General features: G+C 73.6%; 21 protein-coding genes. 13 read left to right on the top strand and 8 right to left on the bottom strand.

Annotation, left to right across the window (positions count from 1 at the left end; all coding sequences use genetic code 11):
* Positions 1-129: 129 nt before the first annotated feature.
* Positions 130-1,383, top strand: coding sequence for an outer membrane protein assembly factor BamB family protein (locus tag GA0070614_RS14170; protein WP_088976399.1), 1,254 nt, complete (start codon positions 130-132; stop codon positions 1,381-1,383).
* Positions 1,384-1,414: 31 nt separating this feature from the next.
* Here GA0070614_RS14170 and hisC read toward each other — a convergent pair whose 3' ends face one another.
* From hisC to hppD, 4 genes are read right to left on the bottom strand one after another with little or no spacing between them, the layout of a single operon-like run.
* Positions 1,415-2,518, bottom strand: a complete 1,104-nt coding sequence (gene hisC / locus GA0070614_RS14165) for a histidinol-phosphate transaminase (RefSeq protein WP_088976398.1) — start codon at positions 2,516-2,518, stop codon at positions 1,415-1,417.
* A complete protein-coding gene (locus tag GA0070614_RS14160; RefSeq protein WP_088976397.1) occupies positions 2,515-3,519 on the bottom strand; it encodes an RDD family protein in 1,005 nt (334 codons plus the stop codon). The genes hisC and GA0070614_RS14160 overlap by 4 nt, the downstream gene beginning before the upstream one ends.
* Positions 3,516-4,220 (bottom strand): RDD family protein, encoded by a 705-nt coding sequence (locus GA0070614_RS14155; RefSeq protein WP_088976396.1) that lies wholly within the window; start codon positions 4,218-4,220, stop codon positions 3,516-3,518. The genes GA0070614_RS14160 and GA0070614_RS14155 overlap by 4 nt, the downstream gene beginning before the upstream one ends.
* A 10-nt stretch (positions 4,221-4,230) precedes the next feature.
* Positions 4,231-5,430, bottom strand: a complete 1,200-nt coding sequence (gene hppD / locus GA0070614_RS14150) for a 4-hydroxyphenylpyruvate dioxygenase (protein ID WP_088976395.1) — start codon at positions 5,428-5,430, stop codon at positions 4,231-4,233.
* Positions 5,431-5,576: 146 nt separating this feature from the next.
* Here hppD and GA0070614_RS14145 point away from each other — a divergent pair, with 146 nt between their 5' ends.
* From GA0070614_RS14145 to GA0070614_RS14130, 4 genes are all read left to right on the top strand, one after another.
* Complete coding sequence (locus tag GA0070614_RS14145) at positions 5,577-6,062, top strand: Lrp/AsnC family transcriptional regulator (RefSeq protein WP_088976394.1); 486 nt, start codon at positions 5,577-5,579, stop codon at positions 6,060-6,062.
* 186 nt (positions 6,063-6,248) lie between these two features.
* Positions 6,249-7,658 carry a PQQ-binding-like beta-propeller repeat protein gene (locus GA0070614_RS14140; protein WP_088979433.1) on the top strand — a complete coding sequence of 470 codons (1,410 nt, stop codon included), beginning with the start codon at positions 6,249-6,251 and terminating at the stop codon, positions 7,656-7,658.
* Between the two features lie 90 nt (positions 7,659-7,748).
* Entirely contained in the window at positions 7,749-9,416 is a 1,668-nt protein-coding gene (locus tag GA0070614_RS14135; protein WP_088976393.1) for a fumarate hydratase, read from the top strand.
* Between the two features lie 100 nt (positions 9,417-9,516).
* Positions 9,517-10,926: a class II fumarate hydratase gene (locus tag GA0070614_RS14130; protein ID WP_172892433.1), complete on the top strand. Its 1,410-nt coding sequence runs from the start codon at positions 9,517-9,519 to the stop codon at positions 10,924-10,926.
* Positions 10,927-11,021: 95 nt separating this feature from the next.
* Here GA0070614_RS14130 and GA0070614_RS14125 read toward each other — a convergent pair whose 3' ends face one another.
* Entirely contained in the window at positions 11,022-11,330 is a 309-nt protein-coding gene (locus GA0070614_RS14125; protein WP_088979431.1) for a hypothetical protein, read from the bottom strand.
* Between the two features lie 618 nt (positions 11,331-11,948).
* On the opposite strand from GA0070614_RS14125, the gene GA0070614_RS14120 reads away from it, so the two are divergent.
* Both GA0070614_RS14120 and GA0070614_RS14115 read left to right on the top strand, forming a co-directional pair.
* Positions 11,949-12,761: a helix-turn-helix domain-containing protein gene (locus GA0070614_RS14120; protein ID WP_088976392.1), complete on the top strand. Its 813-nt coding sequence runs from the start codon at positions 11,949-11,951 to the stop codon at positions 12,759-12,761.
* Positions 12,752-12,934 carry a DUF397 domain-containing protein gene (locus GA0070614_RS14115; RefSeq protein WP_088976391.1) on the top strand — a complete coding sequence of 61 codons (183 nt, stop codon included), beginning with the start codon at positions 12,752-12,754 and terminating at the stop codon, positions 12,932-12,934. The genes GA0070614_RS14120 and GA0070614_RS14115 overlap by 10 nt, the downstream gene beginning before the upstream one ends.
* Positions 12,935-13,123: 189 nt before the next feature.
* On the opposite strand, the gene GA0070614_RS14110 is transcribed toward GA0070614_RS14115, so the two are convergent.
* A complete protein-coding gene (locus GA0070614_RS14110; protein WP_157744993.1) occupies positions 13,124-13,786 on the bottom strand; it encodes an HAD family hydrolase in 663 nt (220 codons plus the stop codon).
* A 63-nt stretch (positions 13,787-13,849) separates the two neighbouring features.
* Between GA0070614_RS14110 and GA0070614_RS14105 the strand changes: the two genes are divergently transcribed.
* Positions 13,850-14,428, top strand: a complete 579-nt coding sequence (locus GA0070614_RS14105; RefSeq protein WP_088976389.1) for a GNAT family N-acetyltransferase — start codon at positions 13,850-13,852, stop codon at positions 14,426-14,428.
* On the opposite strand, the gene GA0070614_RS14100 is transcribed toward GA0070614_RS14105, so the two are convergent.
* Positions 14,388-14,933 carry a CGNR zinc finger domain-containing protein gene (locus tag GA0070614_RS14100; RefSeq protein ID WP_088976388.1) on the bottom strand — a complete coding sequence of 182 codons (546 nt, stop codon included), beginning with the start codon at positions 14,931-14,933 and terminating at the stop codon, positions 14,388-14,390. The two genes, GA0070614_RS14105 and GA0070614_RS14100, sit on opposite strands and share 41 nt — an antisense overlap.
* An 84-nt stretch (positions 14,934-15,017) precedes the next feature.
* Between GA0070614_RS14100 and GA0070614_RS14095 the strand changes: the two genes are divergently transcribed.
* The 3 genes from GA0070614_RS14095 (at position 15,018) to GA0070614_RS14085 (ending at position 18,447) form a co-directional block, all read left to right on the top strand.
* On the top strand, positions 15,018-15,977 hold the full coding sequence (locus GA0070614_RS14095) for an EamA family transporter (protein ID WP_088976387.1): 960 nt from the start codon (positions 15,018-15,020) through the stop codon (positions 15,975-15,977).
* 13 nt (positions 15,978-15,990) lie between these two features.
* Positions 15,991-16,683 carry an HAD family hydrolase gene (locus GA0070614_RS14090; RefSeq protein WP_088979430.1) on the top strand — a complete coding sequence of 231 codons (693 nt, stop codon included), beginning with the start codon at positions 15,991-15,993 and terminating at the stop codon, positions 16,681-16,683.
* Positions 16,684-16,767: 84 nt separating this feature from the next.
* The gene (locus tag GA0070614_RS14085) at positions 16,768-18,447 is read left to right on the top strand and encodes a S8 family serine peptidase (RefSeq protein ID WP_172892432.1); all 1,680 of its coding nucleotides are present in this window, start codon (positions 16,768-16,770) and stop codon (positions 18,445-18,447) included.
* 175 nt (positions 18,448-18,622) lie between these two features.
* Here the strand turns inward: GA0070614_RS14085 and GA0070614_RS14080 are convergent, their stop codons facing one another.
* Complete coding sequence (locus GA0070614_RS14080; protein ID WP_088976385.1) at positions 18,623-19,270, bottom strand: IclR family transcriptional regulator; 648 nt, start codon at positions 19,268-19,270, stop codon at positions 18,623-18,625.
* Positions 19,271-19,333: 63 nt separating this feature from the next.
* Here GA0070614_RS14080 and cysS point away from each other — a divergent pair, with 63 nt between their 5' ends.
* Positions 19,334-20,749: a cysteine--tRNA ligase gene (cysS, locus tag GA0070614_RS14075; RefSeq protein ID WP_088976384.1), complete on the top strand. Its 1,416-nt coding sequence runs from the start codon at positions 19,334-19,336 to the stop codon at positions 20,747-20,749.
* Entirely contained in the window at positions 20,749-21,876 is a 1,128-nt protein-coding gene (gene rlmB, locus GA0070614_RS14070; RefSeq protein WP_088976383.1) for a 23S rRNA (guanosine(2251)-2'-O)-methyltransferase RlmB, read from the top strand. The genes cysS and rlmB overlap by 1 nt, the downstream gene beginning before the upstream one ends.
* Positions 21,877-21,932 lie beyond the last annotated feature (56 nt).

Genomic DNA, 21,932 nt, shown 5'->3' with positions numbered 1-21,932 from the left:
TCGCGGCGTGTCGCGGTCTCCGGCGTCGGGGATACCGCGACACGCCGCAAACCGCCCCGGTCCGCACGTGCCGCGACCTGAGCGGGTCCCGGGGGGCCGGTCTGGGTAGGGTGCCGGGCGGAGGTGCGCATGGGTGTCCCGAAGGGGCGGCGACGGATCGCGGTCGCCGTGGCGGCGCTGCTCGCCCTCGGGGCGGTCGCCGCCGTCGGCTACCGCGTGCTCGCGCCCGCCGAGGTGGTCACCCCGGCCCGGGGGGCGCTGCCGCCGCCGGTCACCCCGGCCATCGGTGTGGTCGGCCGACTGCCGGTCGCGCCGCTGATCGTCGAGGGCCGGCTGCGGGTGTACGCGGCGCAGCGCCAGGTCTACGCCGACCGACCCGCCGACAGCCGGCACCGGGTGACCCCGCACTGGTCGTACCGGCGCTGGCCGGCGCAGGTCAACGGGGTGCTGGCGAGCGGCTCCACGGTGCTCACCCGATGGTCCGACGGGAAGCTGGTGGCGCTGGACGGGCGTACCGGAGAGGTGGCCTGGCGGGCCGACGGCCCGGCGCCCGGCGCGGGGTTCGCCGCCCGGCGCACCGGGGCGCGCGTGGTCTGGGACCCACAGGGGGTCTTCGTGGCGTCCGGCGCGGACGGCCGGACGGTGCTGGTCGTCTCCGGCGACGGGCGACTGCGCGGGTACGCGCTGACCGACGGGCGCGAGCTGTGGCGGGCCGACGGCGACGCCCGCTGCCGCACCGACCTGGGCACCACGGCCGACGGCCGGGTCGCGACCCTCGACACCTGCGCGGCGCCGGCCACGGTGGAGTTCCGCGACGTGGCCACCGGCGCGGTGCTGACCCGGTGGCGTCCGCCGGTGGCCGGGGCGGAGCCGGTCGTCACCCCGCTCGGCTGCCTGACCCCCCGCTCGCAGTGCCGGGGGCTGCGGACCGCCGCCCCGGGTGACGCGGCCGGCCGGGGCTGGCTGCTCGGCGCCGGTGAGCCGGTGCCCGCGCCGACCCTGGACGCCGGTGACAGCACCCTGGTCGGTGAGATCGCGGTCGGCGACGACGGCGGGGTGCTGAAGGGCTGGGCGGCCCGCACCGGCAAGGAACGGTGGCGGCGTGGCGACCTGGGCCCGGTGCGGGTGCTCGCGATCGAGCCCGGGCGGGTGCACGTGCTCACCGAGGAGCGGGACCTGGTCACCCTGGACCCGACGACGGGCGCGCAGCGGTCCCGCTTCCCGCTCACCGTCGGGCAGGACGGGATCGGCTGGGTCCCCGGGCTGGCGTACGCGGCGGACGGCTACCTGGCCGTCGAGCGGTTGCGCGAGCGGGCCGGCCCGGACGACGACGACCAGGCGTACTTCCTGATGGCCGAGCCGGTGGTGCTCGCCGCGACCTGACCCGGCCGCGACGAGCCCCTGCGGCGGCGGCTCAGGCCAGCGCCGCCTCGGCGACGGCCAGGAAGGCGTCGTTCTCGGCGGGGGTGCCGATGGTGACCCGGACCCCGTCGCCGGCGAACGGCCGGACGATCACGCCGCGCGCCTCGCACGCCTTGCCGAACTCCACCGCCCGGTCGCCCAGCGGCAGCCAGACGAAGTTCGCCTGGCTGGACGGCACGTCCGGGAGCAGCTTGCGCAGCGCCTCGGTGACCCGGTCCCGCTCGGCGACGACCAGCGCGCAGCGGCGCTGCACCTCGTCGGCCTGGGCCAGCGCGGCCAGCGCGCCCGCCTGGGCGGCCGTGCTGGTGGAGAAGGGGGTGACCACCTTGCGGACGGCGGCGGCGACCTCGGGGCTCGCGGCCATCCAGCCGATCCGCAGGCCGGCCAGGCCCCACGCCTTGGACAGCGTCCGCAGCACCACCACGTTGGGCCGGTCCAGGTAGGTCAGGCCGTCCGGCACCTCCGGGTCGGTGACGAACTCGCGGTACGCCTCGTCGATGACGACCAGCACGTCCTCGCCGACGGCGTCGAGGAAGCGGTCCAGCTCCGCCTTGCGTACCGCCGTGCCGGTGGGGTTGTTCGGGTTGCAGACCAGCACCATCCGGGTCCGGTCGGTCACCGCCGCGGCCATCGCCGCCAGGTCGTGACCGTGCCCGGCGTCGTTGGGCACCCGCACGCTGGTCGCGCCGCTGGTCGCCGCGATGATCGGGTACGCCTCGAACGACCGCCACGAGTAGAGCAGCTCGTCGCCGGGCAGGCAGGTGGCCCGGACCAGGTGCTCGGCCAGCGCGACCGACCCGCAGCCGGTGGCGATCCGGTCGGCGGCCACGCCGTAGCGGTCGGCGAGCGCCGTGCGCAGCGCCACCACGCCCATGTCCGGGTACCGGTGCGAGCCGGCGACCGCCTCGGTGACCGCCTCCACCACGCCGGGCAGCGGGCCGTACGGCACCTCGTTGCTGGCCAGCTTGATCGCCTCGTCCAGGCCCAGTTCGCGGGCGAGGTCGGCGGGGCTGCGGCCGGGCACGTAGTTCGGCAGCGCGTCGAGGTCGGCGCGGGTCAGCCGCAGGGCGGGCTGGTGACGTCCGGTGTCGGTCATGGGGTGTCTCCCGGGGAGTCGGCACGGTCGGGCGGGGCGGTACGGGTGGCGTCGTCGCCGGATCGCGGCAGCTGCACCACCACGGTCTGGGCGCGCTTGTCGTGCAGCGCCTGGCGGAGCGGGTGGTCGAAGAGGGCGGAGACCGCGTCGACGAACTGGAGGAGCAGGCCGAAGCAGAGGCAGTACCAGAGCAGGGTGGGCAGGCCCAGGGTGCTCCACCGACGCATGGCGCGGCCGAAGCCGAGCGGCTGGTCCGCCTCGACCGGCACGGCCCGGACACCCATCACCCGCTTGCCGAAGGTCTGCCCGTGCGCCGCCATCGAGGGCACCTCGTACGCGAACCAGAGCGCGGTGGCGATCAGCAGGATGACGATCACCAGCCCCTCGGCCTGCGTGCTGACCGCCGGCAGCCCCTCCCGGGAGGTGTCACCGGCCACCGCGCGCCGCCACGCCTCGCTCAGGTAGGGCGAGACCTCCTGCGCGTAGCGCCAGACGAACCAGCCGTTGACCAGGACGTTGAGCAGGAACAGGATGCCGATGTCGATCAGGCGGGCGACCAGCCGCGCCCCGTACGAGGCCAGCGGCAGCCCGTGCGGGCGGGGCAGCGGTGGACGGCCCGGCCAACCGGGCGGCGGCCCCGCCGGGTACCCCGGCCCCTGACCCTGCGGCCAGCCGGCGGGTGGTTGCCCGGGGGCGGGCGGCCAGCCGGCGGGCGGTTGTCCCTGGCCGTGCGGCCACCCGGCGGGCGGTTGCCCCGGGCCCTGCGGCCAGGTGGGCGGTTGCCCCGGGGCGGGTGGCGTCGCCCCGGCGGGCTGCCCGGGGGCGGGCGCGGTCGGCCGACCGGCGGGCGGCTCGGCCGGCTCGGCGGGCTCGGCCGGCGGTGGTCCCTCCGGGGGCGTCACGTCCACCGGGATCGGGGAGCCGACCCAGCCCTCGCCGTCCCACCAGCGTCGGGTGTCCGGGTCGGCGGGGTCGACGTACCAGCCGGGTTGCACGCTCACGGAGCAACCTTAACGACGACGGTGCGGGCGAACTTGTCGTGGAGGCACTGCTGCCAGGGCTTGTCCCAGAGCTGCCAGAGCCCGTCGAGGTAGCTGAACCCGGGGATGAACGACCCGCCGACCTGGTGGGCGAGCCAGCGCTTGGCCGCCGCCCGCCGGTCCAGGGTGCCGGCCGGGTCGAACGGCACCACCCGCAGCTTCATCACCCGCTTGCCCACCGTCTGGCCGGTCCGGAACATCATCTCCACGTGGAAGACGTAGCTGACGCCCAGGGCGAACAGGAAGATCCCCGCCTCCAGCGCCAGGAAGGGCAGCAGGAAGTCGGCGAACGGGTCCGGCTCGACGTAGCCGCCGTCGGCCGTGGTGGCGGTCAGGTCCGGCATGACGCTCAGGAAGAAGACGAACGCCACCGGCATGGCCACCACCATGACGACCCCCATCAGGATCAGCCCGTCGATCAGCACCGCCAGCAGCCGGTCGCCGAAGCTGGCCAGCGGCTGGCCGTTCGGGGCGAGGGCCGGCGGCGCCACCATCGGCCGGGGCGGCCCGACGTACCCCGGCGGCGGGGTCAGGCCGGGCGGGGCGTACTGCGGGGGGACCGCGTGCCCCGGGCGAACGGGGCCGGAGGGGGGCGCGAAGCCGCCGGCGGCGGGCGGCTGCCCACCGGCCGGCGGCGTCGGGTACGTCGGAGGCTGCGTCACGCGGACAGTGTTACAGGTTGCCGCGCTTCTCCTGCTCCCGCTCGATCGCCTCGAACAGGGCCTTGAAGTTGCCCTTGCCGAAGCCGAGCGAGCCGTGCCGCTCGATCAGCTCGAAGAAGACGGTCGGGCGGTCCTGCACCGGCTTGGTGAAGATCTGGAGCAGGTAGCCGTCCTCGTCCCGGTCGACCAGGATCTTGCGGGCCTTCAGCTCCTCGATCGGCACCCGCACCTTGCCGATCCGGGCACGCAGCTCCGGGTCGTCGTAGTACGAGTCCGGGGTCTCCAGGAACTCGACGCCGGCCGCCCGCATCGCGTCGACGCTGGCCAGGATGTCGTTGGTGGCCACGGCGATGTGCTGGGCCCCCGGGCCCCGGTAGAACTCCAGGTACTCGTCGATCTGCGACTTCTTGCGGGCGATGGCCGGCTCGTTGAGCGGGAACTTCACCTTGCGGGTGCCGCTGGCGACGACCTTGCTCATCAGCGCCGAGTAGTCGGTGGCGATGTCGTCGCCGATGAACTCGGCCATGTTGCTGAAGCCCATGACCCGCTTGTAGAACTCCACCCACTCGTCCATCCGGCCGAGCTCGACGTTGCCGACCACGTGGTCGACGGCCTGGAAGAAGCGCTTCGGCTGGAGGCCGGCGTCGATCATCGGCCGGCGGTCCACGATCGGGCCGCGGGCGACGAAGCCGGGCAGGAACGGGCCGGAGTAGCGGGACCGGTCGACCAGGGTGTGCCGGGTGTCGCCGTACGCGGCGATGGCGGCCAGCCGGACGGTGCCGTGCTCGTCGCTGACGTCGTGCGGCTCGACCAGGCCGGTCGCGCCCTGGTCGAGGGCGTGCGCGTACGCGGCGTCGACGTCCGGCACCTCCAGCGCGATGTCCGAGACGCCGTCGCTGTGCTTCGCGACGTGCTCGGCGCCCTCGGCGTCCGGCCGGACCGCGCCGGTCAGCACGAACCGGGCCGAACCGCTGGTCAGCACGTACTGGGCGTGGTCCCGGTAGCCCTGCTCGGGACCCCGGTACGCCACGCAGGTCATGCCGAACGCGGTGGAGTAGTAGTGCGCGGCCTGCTTGGCGTTGCCGACCAGGAAGTGGACGTGGTCCAGGCCCTTGACCGGGAACGGGTCGTGGCTGATGTCGTGGTCGACCGCGCCGACGAGCCGGTCGATGTCGACGTCGTCGGTCGGTCGGTCGATCGCCTGGGTCATGGTGGCCTCCCTTGCGTACCGGCCGGCCTCGTGGGCCGTCGCGGTGGTCCGGTTGTTCTTCCGGGCAGGATCGCGGTGACTCGGCTCACTGAGCAACCGTCACTGAATCCGCTGGTCAGCTTGCACATTAAGTAGAGTGCCGAGACATGAATGCTGGACAGGATGTACAGCTCGACGAACTCGACGCCCGGTTGATCCAGTTGCTCGCCGACGAGCCGCGGATCGGGGTGCTGGAGTGCTCGCGGCGGCTCGGGGTGGCCCGGGGCACCGCCCAGGCCCGGCTGGACAAGCTGGTCGAGCGCGGGGTCGTCACCGGCTTCGGGCCGGAGATCTCGCCGACCGCGATCGGGTTCGCGGTGACCAGCTTCGTCACCCTGGAGATCAGCCAGCGGCGCGGGCACGACGCGGTCACCGCCCACCTGGCGGCCATCCCGGAGGTGCTGGAGGCGCACACCATCACCGGCGGCAGCGACCTGCTCTGCCGGATCGTGGCCCGCTCCAACGCCGACCTGCAACGCGTGATCGACCAGATCGTCAGCTACGACGGCATCCGCCGCGCCTCCACGATCATCGCCCTGGCCGAACAGATCCCCTACCGCACCCTGCCCCTCGTCCACTCCGCCACCCGCTGACCCCTGCGTCGTCCCGTACCTCGGGTGGGTGCAGATGCGGACGGGTCCGACGTATCGACGACCACGAGTGCAAGATCCACGGCGGAGGCGGGGGAGAAAGGTGGGCGACACGGCGGGAGGGCGGGGGCGGGGTGGGGTGATCGTCGTTACCGTGTGCGTGTGTCGAAGCTCGGCGTGCGTGGGTGGCTGCTGCTCGGGCTCGTCACCGTGGTCGTGCTGGCCGCCACCGGGGTGTGGAACCCGTTCCCGACGATGTGGGACTGGGTCGACCGCCGAAGTCCGATCTCCGAGCCGGACGTGGTCTGGCAGCAGCGCATCGGCGGCACCCCGAAGAGCGTCACCATCGCCGGGGACACCGTCGTGGTCGAGCAACGCACCCGGGTGGAGGCCCGCAGCCTGGCCACCGGGGCGCAGTTGTGGGAGCGCAAGGCCGACTGGGCGGCGGTGGCCGGCGGCGACAAGGACCCGGTCGTGGCCGTCGGCAAGCTCCTGGTCAAGGGGTACGAACTGCTCGACCCCACCACCGGGGCGGTGCGCCGCCGCGACGACGACGCGGTGGCCGTGTGGACGTACCGGAACATGCTGCTCGACGCGCGCTGCGTCGAGCCGACCGACTGCACCCTCTCCGCCTGGGACCCACGCGGCACCGCCCCGCTCTGGACGGCGTTCCTGCCCGGCGTGAGCAGCGGCCTCTTCGCCGACAACCCGAACCTGCTCGGCACCCGCCGGCTCACCGCCCCCCGGATCGACGCCGGGGCGGCCGGCCCGGAGGCCGCGCCGCCGCTGCTCGGCTTCCCGGTCGACGGCCGGGTGCACGTGGTGGACACCGCCACCGGCCGGGTGGTGCAGAACGTCGAGCCCGGCCGGGAGGAACGGCTGGCCGTGATCGGGGGCCGGATGCTCCGGATCAAGGCGGTCTCCCGCGACGGCACCTGCCAGTACGCCGTCTCCGCCCGTGAACCGGCCACCGGCCAGGAGGTGTGGCGGCGGGCCGGGGTGAACCTGCGGACCGCCGACAGCGCCGGCTGCGTCCAGCGGGAGGACCCGCAGGGCGCCCGCAACGTGCTGATCGGGGTCGCCCCGGACGGCCGGGAGGCGGTCATCGACGCCTACGACGGCCGGCTGCTGCTGGTCGACGCCGAGGGGGAGAAACTGCTCGCCGTCGACGACCGGTACGCCCTGGTCCGCGCCGCCGACCGCCGGTCGGTCGTCGGCCGCCAGTTCGGTGTCGACCGGGCGCGGTGGACCCGCCCGTCGACCGGCCGGGCGGGAGCGGCGCTCACCCCGTACGCGGCGGTGCTCAGCGAGGAGAAGCCGAACCGGCTGATCGCGCTCGACCCGCGCACCGGCCGGGAACTGGCCGTCCTGCGGACCAGCGCGAACGCGCTGGCGGTCGGGGCGAACGGCATGATCATCGGGGAGGGGCGGGAGATCGGGTACGTCCGCTTCGGCGCCGGCACGGGCGTCCCGCCGGTGCCCCCGCCCGACGGTGGCGGCGTCGGCGACCCGGGTGGCGACGACGGCGGGCCGGGCGTCGAGGACAGCTGTGGACCGAAGCGGGAGCTCTGCCCCGACCCGCGCGACAAGGACGGCTGAGCGCGACACGTCGGGGCCGGTGAGAGCGGCGTCCCACGCCACACCCGGCGGGTGCCACCGATCGACCGGTCTGCCCTAGGCTTTCCCGTCATGAGCAGTGCCGCCGCGTTCTCGTACGCCCCCTTGCTGCCGACCGGCCCGGACACCACCGAGTACCGACTGGTCACCGACGAGGGTGTCGATGTCGTCAACGGCCCGGGGGGCCGCCGGTTCCTGACGGTGGAGCCGAGCGCGCTGACCGCGCTGACCGCCGAGGCCATGCACGACATCGCCCACTACCTGCGCCCCGCGCACCTGGCCCAGCTCCGGTCGATCATCGACGACCCGGCCGCCTCGCCGAACGACCGGTTCGTCGCGCTGGACCTGCTGCGCAACGCCAACATCGCCGCCGGTGGCGTGCTGCCGATGTGCCAGGACACCGGCACCGCGATCGTGATGGGCAAGCGGGGCCGGCACGTGCTCACCGACGGCACCGACGCGGAGGCGATCTCCCGGGGCGTCTACCAGGCGTACACCCGGCTCAACCTGCGCTACTCGCAGCTCGCCCCGCTGACCATGTGGGACGAGCGCAACACCGGCAGCAACCTGCCGGCCCAGGTGGAGCTGTACGCCGAGGACCCGGACGGCCACCCGGACGCGTACAAGTTCCTCTTCATGGCCAAGGGCGGCGGCTCGGCGAACAAGTCGTACCTCTACCAGGAGACCAAGGCGCTGCTGAACCCGACGCGGATGATGCAGTTCCTGGAGGAGAAGCTGCGGCTCATCGGCACCTCGGCCTGCCCGCCGTACCACCTGGCCATCGTCATCGGCGGCACCTCCGCCGAGTACGCGCTGAAGACCGCCAAGTACGCCTCGGCGAAGTACCTCGACGCGCTGCCCACCGAGGGCTCGATGACCGCGCACGGCTTCCGCGACCTGGAGCTGGAGGCGCAGGTGCTGGAGCTGACCCGCAACTTCGGCATCGGGGCGCAGTTCGGCGGCCGGTACTTCTGTCACGACGTGCGGGTGGTCCGGCTGCCCCGGCACGGCGCGTCCTGCCCGGTGGCGATCGCCGTCTCCTGCTCGGCCGACCGGCAGGCGGTCGCCAAGATCACCCCGTCGGGCGTCTGGCTGGAGCGGCTGGAGACCGACCCGGCGCGTTTCCTGCCCGACGTGACCGACGAGACGCTGGAGACCGAAGAGGTCGTCCGCGTCGACCTGAACCGGCCGATGGACGAGATCCGCGCCGAGCTGTCGAAGTACCCGGTGAAGACCCGGCTGTCGCTGACCGGCCCGCTGGTCGTCGCCCGGGACATCGCGCACGCGAAGATCGCCGAGCGGCTGGACGCCGGCGAGCCGATGCCGCAGTACCTGCGCGACCACGCCGTCTACTACGCCGGTCCGGCCAAGACCCCCGAGGGTTACGCCTCCGGCTCGTTCGGCCCGACCACGGCCGGGCGGATGGACGCGTACGTGGAGAAGTTCCAGGCGGCCGGCGGCTCGCAGGTCATGCTGGCCAAGGGCAACCGGTCGGCGCAGGTCACCCGCTCCTGCCAGCAGCACGGCGGCTTCTACCTCGGCTCGATCGGCGGTCCCGCCGCCCGGCTCGCCCAGGACTGCATCAAGCACGTCGAGGTGCTCGAGTACCCCGAGCTGGGCATGGAGGCGGTCTGGAAGATCCAGGTCGAGGACTTCCCCGCCTTCATCGTGGTCGACGACAAGGGCAACGACTTCTTCGCCGAGGTCACCAAGCCGGTGCTGACCATCGGCCGGCGCTGACCGACGCTGCGGCGGCCGGGTTTCCCCGGCCGCCGACGGTTCGGACGGTGGCCCGTCGCAACTCTGCTTCCTCCTGCACGTCGTCGCGAGGCGCGGCAGGATGGAACCCGTGACGACTCCAGAGGCGGCGGGCTACCGGATCGAACGCGACTCGATGGGCGAGGTGGAGGTGCCCGCCGAGGCGCTGTGGCGGGCGCAGACCCAGCGTGCGGTGCAGAACTTCCCGATCTCGGGGCGGGGCATCGAGCCCGCCCAGATCAAGGCCCTGGCCCAGATCAAGGGGGCGGCGGCCCAGGTCAACGGCGAGCTGGGGGTGATCGCCGCCGATGTGGCCGAGGCCGTCGCGACGGCCGCCGCGCACGTCGCCGACGGCGGGTACGACGACCAGTTCCCGATCGACGTGTTCCAGACCGGCTCCGGCACCTCGTCCAACATGAACGCCAACGAGGTGATCGCCACCCTGGCCAGCCGGGAGCTGGGCCGGGACGTGCACCCGAACGACGACGTCAACGCCTCGCAGTCCAGCAACGACGTCTTCCCGTCCTCGATCCACCTGGCCGCCACCCAGTTCGTCGTGGAGGACCTGATCCCCTCGCTGAAGCACCTGGCCGGGGCGCTGGAGGAGAAGGCGGCCGAGTTCGAGACGGTGGTCAAGGCGGGGCGTACCCACCTGATGGACGCCACCCCGGTCACCCTCGGGCAGGAGTTCGGCGGCTACGCCGCCCAGGTCCGCTACGGCGTCGAGCGGCTGGAGTCGGCGCTGCCCCGGCTGGCGGAGCTGCCGCTGGGCGGCACCGCCGTGGGCACCGGCATCAACACCCCGTTCGGCTTCGCCGGCAAGGTGATCGACAAGCTGCGCGCCTCGACCGGGCTGCCGCTGACCGAGGCGCGCAACCACTTCGAGGCGCAGGGTTCCCGGGACGCGCTGGTGGAGACCTCCGGCCAGCTGCGGACGATCGCGGTCGGGCTCTACAAGATGGCCAACGACATCCGCTGGATGGGCTCCGGCCCCCGCGCCGGCCTGCGTGAGCTGCGCATCCCCGACCTCCAGCCCGGCTCGTCGATCATGCCGGGCAAGGTGAACCCGGTGGTCGCCGAGGCGATGCGCCAGGTGTGCGCGCAGGTGATCGGCAACGACGCCACCGTGGCGTTCGCCGGTTCGCAGGGCGACTTCGAGCTGAACGTGATGCTCCCGGTGATGGGCCGCAACCTGTTGGAGTCGATCAAGCTGCTGTCGGCGTCCAGCCGGCTCTTCGCCGACCGTCTGGTGGTCGGCCTGGTCGCGGACGCCGAGGTCTGCCTGGCGTACGCGGAGGGATCGCCGTCGATCGTCACCCCGCTCAACCGCCACCTCGGGTACGACGAGGCCGCCTCGATCGCCAAGGAGGCGCTGGCGAAGCAGGTCTCCATCCGGGAGGTGGTGATCTCCCGGGGGCACGTCGATTCCGGCAAGCTCACCGAGACCCAGCTCGACGAGGCTCTCGACCTGCTCCGCATGACCCACCCCTGACGGTCCGGTGTGATCGCCCCGTGACCGCCTCCGTTTGCGGCGTGTCGCGGTGTCCGGGTGAACGGATACCGCGACACGCCGCAAACGGGGGCGGGTCACCGGTCGTCCGGGTCGGCGCGGAGGCGCGGCACCCAGGCGAGGAAGCGCCGGAAGAGGGCCGCCGGGTCGGGGCTGTCGTGCGGGTTGAGCCGGTACAGGTCCCCGGCGGCGTCGTGCAGCACCGCGCAGAGGTAGACGCTGAGCGCGACCCGGTCGTGCGCGTACTCGGCGGCCAGGGCGAGACGTGCCGCTGCGCAGGGCCACGGCAGGGCGCAGCTCCGACAGAGCCAGATGGGGCGTAGCGGCAGGTGCGGGCGCGGTTGGTCGCCGCGCCCCGGTCCGCCGGTCCAGGGGCCGGCGTTCACCACCGGCCGCCGTTGGCCCGCCACTGCTGCGCCGGCGTCAGCCAACCGGCACGCCCCACCCTCGGGTACGCCACCGTGACGTCGGCCCAGGCCGGACGGTCGGAAGCGGGCGGGCCGGCGACCGGTTCGGTCGGCGCGGTGGCGTGCCGGTCCGGGCACCTGCGCCACCGCAACCCGCACGAACACCACCGGCGAAGGCCCCGCCAGGTCCGGCGATGACGGGGCGTGGGCGGAACCGGACCTCGGTTGCGGGAGGGGTCCTGCCACTCGGCCGGGTGATGGCGGTTCAGCAGGGCCGGCGCGGACCGCTCGGTGGGTCGGGACAGGACAGGCTGGTGTCGCCGGGTGGGCCGGGGCATCGTCGTCTCCCTGGAAGCTGGTCGATCGCGTCGTCTCCCCCGGCCGGTGGGACCGCCGGCCGGGGGAGCGGGCGGTCCCACCGCGACGCCACGCCGGCCGGAGGGTGGGCCGGGTGTCGTCGCGCTTCACAGTCTGGTGACGACACCACTACGGTGTGAAGGGTTCGCGCCCGTTTGCCCGAGACGCCCTGCGATCACGGCTCGTCGGATCGGCGCGGCGCTGGAATGGACCACCAGGGGCGCTGGAGGACGGCTGGAGATGGCGGACGGGCGGATGACGGCGGCGGCCTTCCTGGTCGCCGAACTGCGCCGGGCGCGGACGCGCCGGGGCCTGAGCCAGGACGAGCTGGCCAAGGCGGTCAACTACTCGCCGTCGATGGTGAGCGCGGTCGAGCTGGGCCAGCAGCAGCCCACCGCGAAGTACCTGGAGCTGGTCGACCGGGCCCTGGACACCGGCGGCATCTTCAGCCGCATGCTCACCGAACTGGTCGCCCTCGACACCGCGCAGGTGTGGTTGCGTGGCTGGCGGAGGATCCTGGCCGAGGCACGGGTGCTCCGCTGGTACGAGTCGCGTTACGTGCCGGGACTCTTCCAGACGGAGGCTTACGCCCGAGCGGTGTTCGAAGCCGGTGACCTGCTCGACCAGGCGGAGGTGGAGCGTCGGCTCGCGGAGCGGATGGAGTTTCAGGACTGCCTCTACGGTGACCGGGTCCTGAAGGTCGTCGCAGTCTTGGACGAGGGGGTGTTGCGCCGCTGCGTGGGCGGTCGCAAGACGATGGCCGACCAGGCTCTGCATCTCGCGCGGATCGCCACCGAGCATCCGCATGTCCGGTTGCAGGTGGTGCCGTTGTCGGCCGGGGAATACCCGGGCCTCGGTGGACCCTTCATCCTGGCGGCCCTGACCGACGACAGTGAACTCGGCGTCATCAGTGGGCAAGGGCGGGGCGAGGAGCTGCACGATCCGGCCAATCTCCGTCGGCTGCAACAGGTCTGGGAAGTTAGCCTTGGTGCGGCCCTGCCGGCGCAGGAGTCCGTCGAGCTGCTGAGGGAGATTGCCGAGTCATGGAACTGACCGGCGCCGTGTGGCGGAAGAGCAGCCGTAGTGACCAGACGACCCAGTGCGTCGAGGTGGCGATCAACCTGCCCGGGGTGGTCGGGGTGCGGGACAGCAAGGACCCGACCGGACCGGTGCTCACCTTCGACCCGTACGCCTGGCGGGCCTTCCTGGCCGCGCCGCCGCGCTGACCCGACCGGCCCGCCCGCCGCGGACCTCTCCGCCTGAACCTTCCCGTGCCGCCAGTCCCGGCCGGCACACCACCAGTGCTCCGCCGGGGCGCTACCAGAGCGTGTGCCGTGCGCGCCAGTGCGTCGCCAGCGCTCCGCCAGTTTCGGCCGGCGCGTCGCCGGTGCGCCGCCAGCGGCGACGGGTGCCGGTCAGCGGATGATCGCGGTCAGGCCGGTCAGGTCGGTGATCTCGTGGCTGACCGGGGCGCCGGCCGGTGCCGGCCGCCCGTGCCGGTTGATCCACACCGCGCGGATGCCCGCCGCGTGCGCCCCTTGGACGTCGGTGCGCAGCGAGTCGCCGACATGCAGCACCTCGTCGGCGGCCAGCCCCAGCGCGGCGAGCGCCCGGCGGAACACGGCACCGTCCGGTTTGTACGCGCCGACGTCCTCACTGGTCACCACGGCGGTGAAGGTCAGGCCGTGGTGGGCGACGACCGCTGCCAGGTCGTCGCGGTCGGCGTCGGAGACCACGCAGACCGGAAGCCGGAGTCCGGCGAGGAACTCCCGGGTGCCGGGGCGCAGCGGTGGGGGTCCGCGGCGGGCCGTCTCGGCCGCGTGGAGGGCCCTCGGGTCGCCGGGGCAGCCGACCTCGGCCATCACCCGGGCCAGGCTCTCCGGTGCGCTGTCGCGCAGCAGCCGGAACGGCGGACCCTCCGCGACCCTGGTGTACTCCCGCATCCACGCCGTCGCGACGGCGTCGGCGGTGACCGGTGTGGCGGCGTCGGCCGCCACCCGGGCGGCGATCGCGGCCACCGCCGCGTCGTCGTCCTCCACGACGGTGCCGTAGAAGTCGAGCAGCAGGCCCTTGACCACGGCCGCAGTGTAGGCCGGATAACCCGTGGAACGGCCGGCCCGGGTGCCGGCATGATCCGGGGCATGACCGGACCTGACGGGGTGCTGCTGGAGACCGCGCGGCTGCGACTGCGCCGGTTCACCGCCGACGACGTGGACCACCTGGTCGCGCTGGACGCCGACCCGGAGGTCATGCGCTTCCTGACCGGCGGGGTGGCGACGCCGCGCGAGACGGTCCGCGACGAGCACCTGCCGCGCATCCTCGCCCGGTACGACCACACCCCCGGCCTGGGCCGCTGGGCGGCACAGGAGCGGTCGACCGGCGAGTTCCTTGGCTGGTTCGCGCTCGACCCGTCCGACGACGGCACCGAGGCGGAGCTGGGCTACCGGCTGCGCCGCGCCGCGTGGGGGCGGGGCCTGGCCACCGAGGGCTCCCGCGCGCTGGTCCGGCACGCCATCGACACGGTGGGCGTACGGCGGGTGTGGGCGCAGACCATGGCGGTCAACGGCCGCTCCCGGGCGGTGCTGGAGCGGGCCGGACTGCGTTACGTGCGCACCTTCCACCTGCACTTCGACGACCCGATTCCGGGCACCGAGCAGGGCGAGGTGGAGTACGAGCTGCTCAGGACCGACCGGCCGCCTTCCGCGCCCGGTAGGCGGTGACGGCGGCCCGGTTGCCGCAGCCGGCGTCGCAGAACCGGCGGGACCGGTTCTTCGACAGGTCGACGAGCACGCTGTCGCAGTCGGCGTCGGCGCAGGTGCCCAGCCGGCTCAGCTCCCCGCCACGGACCAGGTCGGCGACGGCCATCGCCGCCTCGACCGCCATCCGGGTCGCCAGCGGCGCGTCCCGGGGCACCGCGTGCAGGTGGTACGGCTCGTCGTCGTGCCGGACGAGTTGCGGCAGCGCGTGGGACTCGCGCAGCAGCCCGTTGACGATGACGACGATCTCGTCGACGTCGGCGTACCAGATGCGGCGCAGCCGGGGCCGCAGCGCGCGGACCGCGCGCAGTTCGGCCTCGGTCCGTTCGTGCCGGCCGGTCCAGCCGTGGGTGACCAGGAAGTCGCCCAGCGCGTCGACGTCCGGCAGCCCTTCGCCGTCCCGGCTGTCGGTGTTGACCAGAGCGGTCGCGGCGATCAGCCCGGCCTCAGTGTCATGAGCGAAAAGCAACTTGACTCCTGTCTCGACCGACCGTTAGCGTCACCAGCATAAGCGCACTTTGCACATGACGACCGCGCCGGCGAGGAGAGCCCGATGCACCAACGATCCACCGGCGTCGGCCTCGGCCTGGCCCTGCTGTCGGCCGTCACCTTCGCCACCTCCGGCACCTTCGCCCGCTCGCTGATCGAGGCCGGCTGGTCCGCCGAGGCCGTGGTCGTCGCCCGGGTCGGCAGCGCCGCCCTGGTGCTCGCCGTGCCGGCCGTGCTCTCCCTGCGCGGCAAGGGGGCGCTGCTGCGCCGCACCCTCGGCCCGGTCGGCGTCTTCGGCCTGCTCGGCGTCGCCACCGCCCAGGCGTGCTTCTTCAACGCCGTGCGCTACCTGCCGGTCGGCGTGGCGCTGCTGCTGGAGTACCTCGGCATCATCCTCGTGGTGGCCTGGATGTGGCTGGTGCACGGGCAGCGGCCCCGGCGGCTCACCGTGGTCGGCTCGGTCGCCGCGCTCGCCGGGCTGGCCTTCGTGCTCGACCTGACCGGCGCCGGGCGGCTCGACCCGGTCGGCGTGCTCTGGGGCCTCGGGGCGGCGGTCGGCCTGGCCGGGTACTTCGTGCTCGCCGCGCGGGTCGACGCCGGCCTGCCGTCGGTCGCCATGGCCAGCGGCGGCATGGCCGTCGGCGCCGCCGTGCTCGCCCTGCTCGGCCTCGTCGGGGTGCTGCCGCTGCGGGCCACCTTCGGCGACGTCGACTTCGCCGGGCAGCGCACCAGCTGGCTGGTGCCGATCGCCGGGCTCTCCCTGGTGGCGGCGGTGGTCGCGTACCTGGCCGGGATCGCGGCCACCCGGGTGCTCGGCGCGCGGCTGTCGTCGTTCGTGGGGCTGACCGAGGTGATGTTCGCGGTGCTCATCGCCTGGCTGATGCTGGGCGAGCTGCCGACCGTGGTGCAGCTGCTCGGCGGCGCGCTGATCGTCGCCGGGGTGGCGCTGGTCCGCCTCGACGAGCTGCGCGGCGTCCGCGCCGAACCGGTGACCGAGCGGGCGGACGAGCCGGCCCTGACGTGAGACCGTGTCCGTCGTGCGGAACGTGGTGGTGTTCGACGCCGACGAGACCCTGCTCGACCTGCGCCCGGCGGTCACCGGCGGGCTGGTGGTCGTACTGGAGGAGATGCGGCGGCTGACCCCGGCGGCGGCCGGCGTCTCCCTCGCGGACCTGGAATCGGACTGGGACGCGGTCTTCGGCGAGCACGCCGCCGCGCCGGTGGCGCAGATCCGTCGGGCCGCGCTGGCCCGCTCGCTGGCCCGGGCCGGGCTCACCGCCCACCTCGACGAGCTGGCGGCGCTCTTCTTCGCCCGGCGGTTCGCGCTGACCCGGCCGTTCGCCGACGCGCTGCCCGCGCTCGCCGCGCTGCGGCGGGAGTACGCGCTCGGCTACGCGACCAACGGCAACAGCCGCGCCGAACGCTGCGGCCTGGCCGGCGAGTTCACCTTCGAGCTGTACGCGCACGACGGCGGGTTGCCCAAGAAGCCCGCGCCCGAGTTCTACGCCGCCGTGGTCGAGGCCGCCGGGGTGCCGGCGGAGCAGATCGCGTACGTCGGGGACTCGCTCGCCCACGACGTGGTCGGCCCGCAGCGCGCCGGCCTGCGGGGGATCTGGCTCAACCGGTCCGGCCTGCCGTGCCCGCCCGAGGTGCGCCCGGACGCCGAACTGTCCACTCTGGCCGAACTGCCCGCCGTGCTACGTCGGATGCACACAGCGAAGGCCGGCTAATCGGCTCTTTCGGACTTCCACTGGCGCAAGTCCTCCGGGTGCGATCTGATGCTGCCACGTCCCTCAACGAGAGGAATTGATGTGGTGAGCAAACGCTTCACCGTCGGAGCCGTCGCGACCGCGGCGGCTCTGGCACTCACGGTGACCGGCGCGGTGGCTCCGGCGAACGCCGAGCCGACCATCAGCCGCGTCTTCACCGTGGTGGCCGAGGACGGCGTCTCGGCGGACGCGGCGGTCGCCGCGATCCGTGCCGCAGGCGGGACCGTGATCTCCCGCACCGATGATGTCGGCCTGTTCCGGGTCACCAGCGACCGGGCCGACTTCGCCGGCCGGGCGACCGCCGCGGGCGAGCTGATCGGCGCGGCCGAGCAGAAGGCCATCGGCCGCAAGCCCAAGCTGGACCGGGTCGAGCAGGAGCACCTGCTGACCGAGGCCAAGGGCATCGCCAAGGGCAAGGGCAAGAAGCTCGACCCGCTGGACGACAAGCTCTGGGGCCTGGACATGATCCGCGCCGACAAGGCGCGCAAGATCGAGCCGGGTGACAAGCGGGTGACCGTCGCCATCCTCGACACCGGCGTCGACGCCAGCCAGCCGGACCTCGCGCCGAACTTCGACTGGTCGCTGTCGCGCAACTTCGCCCCCGACATCGTCGACGTCGACGGTCCGTGCGAGGTGCCGAGCTGCCTCGACCCGGTCGGTACCGACGACGGCGGGCACGGCACCCACGTGGCCGGCACGATCGGCGCCGCGGCCAACGGCTTCGGGCTCTCCGGCGTCGCCCCGAACGTCTCGCTGGTCGAACTCAAGGGTGGCCAGGACTCCGGGTACTTCTTCCTCGACCCGGTGGTCAACTCCCTGGTGTACGCCGGCAAGGCCGGCATCGACGTGGTGAACATGTCCTTCTACGTCGACCCGTGGCTCTACAACTGCACCGCCAACCCGGCGGACTCCCCGGAGGCGCAGGCCGAGCAGCGGGCCATCATCAAGGCCATGAAGCGGGCCCTGAACTTCGCCCACCGCAAGGGTGTGACCCTGGTCGGCTCGCTCGGCAACAACCACGAGGACCTCGGTGCGCCCCGGACCGACGTCTCCAGCCCGGACTACGGCGCCGACCCGTACCCGCGACCCATCGACAACGAGACCTGCTGGGACTTCCCGGTCGAGGGTCCGAACGTCATCGGTGTCTCCGCGCTCGGCCCGTCCGGCAAGAAGGCCGACTACTCCAACTACGGCACCGAGCAGATCTCGGTCGCCGCGCCGGGTGGCTGGTTCCGGGACGGCTACGGCACCGACACCTTCCGCACCGATGCCAACATGATCCTCTCCACGTACCCGAAGAAGGTGCTCCAGGAGGAAGGCTCGGTCGACGAGAACGGCGACATCGTCGCGGGCTTCGAGGAGTCGGTGTTCAAGCAGTGCACCGCCGCAGGTGAGTGCGGGTACTACACCTACCTGCAGGGCACCTCGATGGCCTCGCCGCACGTCAGCGGCGTCGCCGGCCTGATCATCAGCAAGCACGGCAAGAAGCAGGGGCGCAACGGCTTCGGCCTGGCGCCGGACCTGGTGGAGCAGCACCTCTACCGGACCGCCGCCGAGCACGCCTGCCCGGAGCCGCGCCTGCAGAGCTACACCAACGAGGGCCGCTCGGCCGAGTTCGACGCGTACTGCGCCGGCTCGCTGAACTTCAACGGCTTCTACGGCTACGGGATCGTCGACGCGTACGCCGCCGTGAAGAGCCCGATCAAGCCGCACGTCCAGCCGTAACGCATCTCCAGGGAGGGCCCGGGCGACCGCCGTCGCCCGGGCCCTCCGCGCGTGCCGTCCGCCCGGGGCTGTGCGCGCGGTTCGCTGCGGGTCGCGGTGTCCGGGTGGGGTGGTTGCCGACACGCCGCAAACGGTGTCGATCTTGCGGGGCGGTGGGGGTGGTGGGGTGGGTCGGTCAGGAGAGGGCGGCGGCGATCGCGCTGGCCGCGGCGGCCACCTGCGGGCCGACCGCGTCGACGTCGAGCGGGGCCAGCGCCACCACCCCGACGCTCGCCTCCAGCCCGGGCACCCCGAGCACCGGCGCCGCCACCCCGTACGCCCCGGACTGCAACTCCCCGGCGGTGCCCACCGGGCGGGCGTCGCCGCCGCGGCCGGCGAGGATGGCCCGCCCCGCCGCCCCCCGCTCCAGCGGGTGCCGCGTCCCCGTCCGGTACGCCACGTGGAACGAGGTCCAACTCGGCTCGACCACGGCCAGGGCCACCCCCTCGCCGCCCTCGACCACGGTCAGGTGCGCGGTCGCGCCGGCCTGCTCGGCGAGCCGGCGCAGCGCGGGCAGCGCCCCCTCGGCGAGCAGCGGCTGGGCCCGGCGGGCCAGGTGCAGCACCCCGACACCGAGGCGCAGCCGGCCGTCGCCGTCCCGGCGGACCATCCCGTGCCCGGTCAGCGCGCCGACCAGCCGGTAGACCGCCGCCCGGCCGATGCCCAGCCGGTTCGCCGCCTCGGTGACCGTCAGGCCGGACGGCGCGTCGGCGACCAGGTGCAGCAGGCGCAGGCCCCGGTCGAGGGTCTGCGCGGTCTCCGCGCCGCGGGCCTCGGTCTCCACGACAGGCAGCGTACGACCCGGCTCCGGCCAACCGCGAAATGCGTGGACGGCTACCCTTGTACGGTGACGCTACGCCTGTATGACACCGCCACCCGATCGGTGCGGGACTTCGTCCCGCGGGAAGCCGGCAAGGTGGGGGTCTACCTGTGTGGTCTCACCCTCCAGGCACCTCCGCACATCGGCCACCTTCGCTCCGGCGTCAACTACGACGTGCTGCGCCGCTGGCTGGTCGCCGCCGGCTACGAGGTCCGGTTCATCCGCAATCTCACCGACATCGACGACAAGATCCTCGTCAAGGCGCAGGAGCAGGGCCGGCCGTTCTGGTCCATCGCGTACGCCAACGAGCTGATCCTGGCCGAGTCGTACCGGGCGTTGAACGTGCTCGCCCCGACGTACGAGCCGCGCGCCACCGGGCACATCCCGGAGATGCACGAGCTGATCGCGAAGCTGATCGCCGACGGGCACGCCTACCCGGCCACCGACGGCTCCGGCGACGTCTACTTCGACGTGCGCTCCTGGCCGGCGTACGGGTCGCTGTCCGGGCAGTCGCCCGACGACATGCAGTCCGCCGGGGACGCCCCCGACCGGGGCAAGCGCGACCCGCGCGACTTCGCGCTCTGGAAGGGCGCCAAGCCCGACGAGCCGGCCGACGCGTACTGGCCGTCGCCGTGGGGCCGGGGCCGTCCCGGCTGGCACATCGAGTGCTCGGCGATGTGCTGGCGCTACCTCGGCGCCGAGTTCGACATCCACGGCGGCGGGCTCGACCTGACCTTCCCGCACCACGAGAACGAGATCGCCCAGTCGCAGGCCGCCGGCCTGCCCTTCGCCCGGTACTGGGTGCACCACGGCCTGCTCAGCATCGGCGGGGCGAAGATGGGCAAGTCGCTCGGCAACACCCTCGACCTGGCGTACGTCGACTCGCTCGGGGTGCGTCCGGTCGAGTTGCGCTACTACTACGCCGCCGCGCACTACCGCTCCCGCATCGACTACTCCGAGGACGCGCTGCGCGAGGCCGCCGTGGCGTACCGGCGGATCGAGGGCTTCGTGCAGCGGGCCGTCGAACGGGTCGGCGGCGGTCAGCTCGGCGACCTGCCGACCGGCTTCGTCGCGGCGATGGACGACGACCTCAACACCTCCGCCGCCCTCGCCGTGCTGCACGAGGTGGTCCGGGACGGCAACACCGCCCTGACCGCCGGCGACGATGTGACCGTCCGCACGACCCTCGCCTCCGCCCGGGCCATGCTGGATATCCTCGGCGTCGACCCCCTGGACCCGGCCTGGACGGGCGGCGACCGCGCGGACGACCTGCGCGGGGTGGTGGACTCCCTGATCGCGCTCGCCCTGGAGCAGCGCGCCCAGGCCCGCAGCCGCAAGGACTGGGCCGCCGCCGACGCCGTACGCGACCAGCTCAAGCAGGCCGGCGTGGTGGTCGAGGACACCCCCCAGGGCCCCCGTTGGACTATTGGAGAGCAGGACTGATGGCCGGCAACTCGCAGCGCCGTGGCCGGCGACTGACGCCGAAGGCGGGCGCCCCCAAGGGCTCCGGTGGCAAGAACAAGGACTCCCTCGCGGGTCGGGGCCGGACCCTGCCCGCCGACGAGCGACCCTGGCACAAGGCGTACTCGGGCACCGAGAAGCTGCCCCAGCGCACCGCCTGGAAGCAGGACAAGGAGCGCCGCGCGGCGGCCGAGGAGGGGCGCGCCCCCAAGATCGGTCAGCCCGGCAGCAAGGACACCACCTGGGGCAAGGGCACCCGGGGGGTCCCCGCCGGTCGGGGCGGCGGCGGTGGCCGGGGCGGTAAGCCCACCGGCCGCAGCGGTCCCCGGGTCGCGCCGGGGCGCAAGTCCAACCCGTCCAAGGACACGCCCGAGCTGCTGGTCGGCCGGAACCCGGTGCTGGAGTCGCTGCGCGCGCACGTGCCGGCGACCGCGCTCTACACCGCGCAGGGCATCGACGTCGACGACCGGGTCAACGAGATCGTCCGGACCGCCGCCGACCGGGGCATCGCCATCCTGGAGATCAGCCGGGCCGAACTGGACCGGATGACCGGCGGCGTGCTGCACCAGGGCGTCGGCCTCCAGGTGCCGCCCTTCGCGTACGAGCCGTTCGAGGACCTCGTCGCCGCCGCGCTGGAGCAGCCGGCCCCGCTGCTGGTCGCGCTGGACGGGGTCACCGACCCGCGCAACCTGGGCGCGGTCATCCGCTCCGCCGCCGCGTTCGGCGCGCAGGGTGTCTTCGTACCGGAGCGGCGGGCCGCCGGGATCACCGCGACCGCCTGGCGCACCAGCGCCGGTGCGGCCGCGCGGGTGCCGGTCGCCCAGGTCACCAACCTGACCCGCTCGTTGAAGGCCTGCCAGGACGCCGGCTTCATGGTGGTCGGCCTGGACGCCGACGGCGACACCGACCTGTACGACCTGGAGGCCGCGGTCGGCCCGCTGGTCGTGGTGGTCGGCTCCGAGGGGCGCGGGCTGTCCCGGCTGGTCGGCGAGACCTGCGACCTGACGGTCAGCATCCCGATGGTCTCCGACGTCGAGTCGCTCAACGCCAGCGTCGCCGCCGCGGTCACCCTCGCCGAGGTGGCCCGCCGCCGCGCCGCCGAGGTCTGACCCGACCGGCACACACACGAAAGGGGCGGTCCGCCGAAGCGGACCGCCCCTTCACC

It is taken from the genome of Micromonospora coxensis (assembly GCF_900090295.1).
GTDB lineage: Bacteria > Actinomycetota > Actinomycetes > Mycobacteriales > Micromonosporaceae > Micromonospora > Micromonospora coxensis.
The sequence above is the reverse complement of the archived record's forward strand: the minus strand, read 5'-3'. Positions and strand labels throughout refer to the sequence as shown.

What these genes read in the sequence shown, in the direction of transcription:
- hisC (WP_088976398.1), bottom strand. Translation starts at nt 2,518, where the DNA reads ATGACCGACACCGGACGTCACCAGCCCGCCCTGCGGCTGACCCGCGCC.
- GA0070614_RS14115 (WP_088976391.1), top strand. Translation starts at nt 12,752, where the DNA reads ATGGAACTGACCGGCGCCGTGTGGCGGAAGAGCAGCCGTAGTGACCAG.
- rlmB (WP_088976383.1), top strand. Translation starts at nt 20,749, where the DNA reads ATGGCCGGCAACTCGCAGCGCCGTGGCCGGCGACTGACGCCGAAGGCG.
- GA0070614_RS14095 (WP_088976387.1), top strand. Translation starts at nt 15,018, where the DNA reads ATGCACCAACGATCCACCGGCGTCGGCCTCGGCCTGGCCCTGCTGTCG.
- hppD (WP_088976395.1), bottom strand. Translation starts at nt 5,430, where the DNA reads ATGACCCAGGCGATCGACCGACCGACCGACGACGTCGACATCGACCGG.
- GA0070614_RS14135 (WP_088976393.1), top strand. Translation starts at nt 7,749, where the DNA reads ATGAGCAGTGCCGCCGCGTTCTCGTACGCCCCCTTGCTGCCGACCGGC.
- GA0070614_RS14120 (WP_088976392.1), top strand. Translation starts at nt 11,949, where the DNA reads ATGGCGGACGGGCGGATGACGGCGGCGGCCTTCCTGGTCGCCGAACTG.
- GA0070614_RS14145 (WP_088976394.1), top strand. Translation starts at nt 5,577, where the DNA reads ATGAATGCTGGACAGGATGTACAGCTCGACGAACTCGACGCCCGGTTG.
- GA0070614_RS14105 (WP_088976389.1), top strand. Translation starts at nt 13,850, where the DNA reads ATGACCGGACCTGACGGGGTGCTGCTGGAGACCGCGCGGCTGCGACTG.
- GA0070614_RS14130 (WP_172892433.1), top strand. Translation starts at nt 9,517, where the DNA reads ATGGAACCCGTGACGACTCCAGAGGCGGCGGGCTACCGGATCGAACGC.
- GA0070614_RS14170 (WP_088976399.1), top strand. Translation starts at nt 130, where the DNA reads ATGGGTGTCCCGAAGGGGCGGCGACGGATCGCGGTCGCCGTGGCGGCG.